Source organism: Hydrocoleum sp. CS-953, assembly GCF_002260545.1.
Classification (GTDB): domain Bacteria; phylum Cyanobacteriota; class Cyanobacteriia; order Cyanobacteriales; family Microcoleaceae; genus Trichodesmium.
This window is the reverse complement of sequence record NZ_LGSU01000586.1, coordinates 1-3,735: the sequence shown is the minus strand read 5'-3', so window position 1 is coordinate 3,735 and position 3,735 is coordinate 1. Positions and strand designations below refer to the sequence as shown.

The 3,735-nt window shown below is 36.4% G+C and carries 4 protein-coding genes and 3 pseudogenes; 5 read left to right on the top strand and 2 right to left on the bottom strand.

Translation table 11 applies throughout. From position 1 onward, the window contains the following. Positions 1-281: 281 nt before the first annotated feature. Together psbH (AFK68_RS06405) and psbH (AFK68_RS06400) are read right to left on the bottom strand one after the other, a co-directional pair. A pseudogene (psbH, locus tag AFK68_RS06405) lies at positions 282-398 on the bottom strand (photosystem II reaction center phosphoprotein PsbH); the annotation flags it as partial. Between the two features lie 231 nt (positions 399-629). Then, positions 630-833 (bottom strand): photosystem II reaction center phosphoprotein PsbH, encoded by a 204-nt coding sequence (gene psbH, locus AFK68_RS06400; RefSeq protein ID WP_094672051.1) that lies wholly within the window; start codon positions 831-833, stop codon positions 630-632. A gap of 87 nt (positions 834-920) precedes the next feature. On the opposite strand from psbH (AFK68_RS06400), the gene psbN reads away from it, so the two are divergent. From psbN to AFK68_RS06375, 5 genes and pseudogenes are all read left to right on the top strand, one after another. After that, positions 921-1,052 (top strand): photosystem II reaction center protein PsbN, encoded by a 132-nt coding sequence (psbN, locus tag AFK68_RS06395; protein ID WP_094672050.1) that lies wholly within the window; start codon positions 921-923, stop codon positions 1,050-1,052. 383 nt (positions 1,053-1,435) lie between these two features. Further along, a complete protein-coding gene (locus AFK68_RS36360; protein ID WP_168186345.1) occupies positions 1,436-1,582 on the top strand; it encodes a hypothetical protein in 147 nt (48 codons plus the stop codon). 124 nt (positions 1,583-1,706) lie between these two features. Continuing rightward, positions 1,707-2,665, top strand: a pseudogene (gene aroC / locus AFK68_RS06385) (chorismate synthase); the annotation flags it as partial. 1 nt (position 2,666) lies between these two features. Beyond that, positions 2,667-3,023: chorismate synthase (locus AFK68_RS38265; protein ID WP_210407261.1), on the top strand; the 357-nt coding region annotated here is incomplete at its 5' end. 485 nt (positions 3,024-3,508) lie between these two features. Next, positions 3,509-3,735, top strand: a pseudogene (locus AFK68_RS06375) (MBL fold metallo-hydrolase); the annotation flags it as partial.

Below are 3,735 nucleotides of genomic sequence, written 5' to 3'. Positions count from 1 at the left end.
TTATTAGCCTCTCCTTTCAAGGGTAAAAAAAATAAATTTTTTCCTCCTTTGTGTCAATCCTCTCCCTTTTAGGGAGAGGTAATTATCAATTATCAATTATCAATTATCCATTAATGAACCATACTTTAATAATTCTATGAAATCTCTAAATTGCTTTTTCCTCTCTTAAAGGTAATAAAGCTGATAGCCGAGAGCTGAACGCTGAATGCTTACAAACTAATATATAGGGCTGAAGAAATTCGAGTTAACTAAATTTCTTAGCCCTACTACCTAAACTTAATTTATTTAGTTAGACTTGCCCAGTCAACATCAACATTCTCTAACAACAAGGAAGAGTTGTAGATTTGTAAAATAATCAACAAGAAGACAAAAAATAAGCCTATAAAAACGGCCATTAATTGTCAATCCTCTCCCTTTTAGGGAGAGGTAATTATCAATTATCAATTATCAATTATCCATTAATGAACCATACTTTAATAATTCTATGAAATCTCTAAATTGCTTTTTCCTCTCTTAAAGGTAATAAAGCTGATAGCCGAGAGCTGAACGCTGAATGCTTACAAACTAATATATAGGGCTGAAGAAATTCGAGTTAACTAAATTTCTTAGCCCTACTACCTAAACTTAATTTATTTAGTTAGACTTGCCCAGTCAACATCAACATTCTCTAACAACAAGGAAGAGTTGTAGATTTGTAAAATAATCAACAAGAAGACAAAAAATAAGCCTATAAAAACGGCCATTAATAGTGTAGTTCCCCAACCAGGAGATACTTTACCATACTCAGAGTTTAAGGGTTTGAGGATGTCTCCTAATCCAGTTCTTTGTGACATAATTTTCGATTTTTACTATTTTCAGCAGAAAATTTTAATGTTTTGTAATATTGTATATGTATAACACTCATAATTTTAATCAATTATATGGAACCTGCAACAGTTCTTAGTATTTCGATAGCTGTAATGGTTGTGGCCATTACTGGATTTTCTGTTTATACAGCTTTTGGACCTCCATCAAAGGAGTTGGCCGATCCTTTTGAAGATCATGAAGATTAGGAGTTTATGGGACTAATTTAAAACCTCGTTCTTGGAGATGGGGAGATGGAGAGATGGGAGGGGTGGAGAGATGGGGGAATGGGGAGATAGGGAGCAAAATTATGGAAAAGCCTATTTTTAAATATTGCTCTGCTGATTAAATCTCAAAACCTTTACATATAAAGGGTTGAGCATTTTTATAATGAAAAAAGTGCCGATCGCTCAGGCAGAAAAATTAAAGCCAAATGTTGAAATGGGCACATTACAGATTTGAAGTTTTCTTGAAACATAAAGCTATTGAGTATAACAAAGTTGTTTTAGATGTTTCAGAAGCATACAAAGGGCAAAACTGTTAGTTGGACTGGTGAAGTTTTGCACAATTTGAGTTAGGTGGCAAAAAAGTTGTGACAGGCAGTGATGGCTTTCTTCTTGACCGCGACTTGAATGGAGCGCGTGGAATTTTGATTAAGAGCGTGGTAGAAAATTTTTCTACCACTTTGGGAGATACCCACTCAGTAATTAGATTACTGTCCATTGTTAAAATTTGTTAGAAAAATTCTATCGGATAACTCTTTCAACTACCTTCTCATATAATTCCCTGTTCTTCCTAACTACTCCCTACTCCCTAATTGATAATATAATTTTTTAAATCCTGATATTTATTTGTATAGTTTAATGGGCAACATATTTGGACATTTATTTCGAGTAACAACCTTCGGTGAATCCCACGGAGGAGGAGTAGGAGTTGTAATTGATGGTTGCCCACCAAAGCTAGAAATAGATGTTAAAGAAATTCAATATGAGTTAGACCGTAGACGTCCAGGGCAAAGCAAAATTACTACACCCCGTAAAGAAACTGATACTTGTGAAATACTGTCTGGGGTATTTGAAGGTCAAACCTTGGGCACACCAATTATGATTTTGGTTAAAAATAAGGATACTCGTCCCCAAGATTATCAGGAGATGGCTATTAAATATCGTCCATCTCATGCTGATGCAACTTATGACGCTAAATATGGTATCAGAAATTGGCAAGGTGGAGGGCGCTCTTCGGCTAGGGAGACAATTGGACGAGTAGCTGCAGGGGCGATCGCTAAAAAAATTCTGCAACAATATTCTGGTGTGGAAATTGTGGGGTATGTGAAGCGCATCAAAAATTTAGAGGCTATTGTTGATTCAACAACAGTAACTATAGAACAGGTAGAAAGTAATATTGTGCGTTGTCCAGATACTGAATGTGCCGAAAGAATGATTGAATTAGTCGAACAAATACGGGACGAGGGAGATTCTGTGGGAGGTGTGGTAGAATGTATAGTCCGGAATTTGCCGAAAGGTTTGGGTTCTCCTGTATTTGATAAACTAGAGGCAGATTTAGCGAAGGGTGTAATGTCTTTGCCAGCGAGCAAAGGATTTGAAATTGGTTCTGGTTTTGCAGGTACTACTCTGACAGGTAGCGAGCATAATGATGAATTTTATACAGATGAACAAGGTGAGATTCGTACTTTGACTAACCGTTCTGGTGGAATACAGGGTGGCATCTCTAATGGAGAAAATATTGTATTAAGGGCTGCATTTAAACCTACTGCAACAATTAGGAAAGAGCAGCGAACTGTTAGTCGTGAAGGTGAGGAGACNTTTGCAGGTACTACTCTGACAGGTAGCGAGCATAATGATGAATTTTATACAGATGAACAAGGTGAGATTCGTACTTTGACTAACCGTTCTGGTGGAATACAGGGTGGCATCTCTAATGGAGAAAATATTGTATTAAGGGCTGCATTTAAACCTACTGCAACAATTAGGAAAGAGCAGCGAACTGTTAGTCGTGAAGGTGAGGAGACATTATTAGCAGCTAAGGGAAGGCATGACCCTTGTGTTTTACCTAGAGCTGTGCCTATGGTAGAAGCAATGGTGGCTATAGTTTTATGTGACCACTTATTACGTCATTATGGACAATGTAAGAGTTTAAATTCATTAATGGATAATGGATAATGGATAATGGATAATTGATAATTGATAATTGATAATGGATAATGGATAATTGATAATTGATAATTGATAATGGATAATTGATAATGGATAATGGATAATGGATAATGGATAATGGATAATGGATAATTGATAATTGATAATTGATAATTGATAATTGATAATTGATAATTGATAATTGATAATTGATAATTGATAATTGATAATTGATAATTACCTCTGGTTAAAACCGTAAGGGAATTGAATTAAGAAAATATTATTTCTTTTCTCTTAGTCGATTGGATATGGCTAGGTTTCCCGCTCTTGCAGAGGAGCTGCCTCTTGCAGAGGAACTGCCTCTTGCAGAGGAGCTGCGCTAACGCTAACGCTTTCCATGTCGGCTCAAGCGCCGAAACACCATCCCATCCTAGGTCATGCTCCGTTAACGACCGTTTTTTCTCCTTAAAAGGAGAGGCTTTATACCTTGATTTTTCGGTAAGAAAATTTATATGGAAACTAAACTTTCTTCTGTAGTGGTAACCCAAGATCATATTAATTCTCCTAACTTATCTGAAAATCTAGAGGACTTTGTAGTTAAGTTCTGGGGAGTACGAGGTAGTGTTCCGACTCCAGGAAAAGATACTGTTAGATATGGTGGAAATACTTCCTGCATAGAAATGCAAATAGCTGGTAAGCGTTTGATATTTGATGGAGGTACTGGGATGCGAGAACTAGG

Excerpts from the sequence above, each read along its gene's own strand:
- psbH (WP_094672051.1), bottom strand. The coding sequence starts at position 833 with ATGTCACAAAGAACTGGATTAGGAGACATCCTCAAACCCTTAAACTCT.
- psbN (WP_094672050.1), top strand. The coding sequence starts at position 921 with ATGGAACCTGCAACAGTTCTTAGTATTTCGATAGCTGTAATGGTTGTG.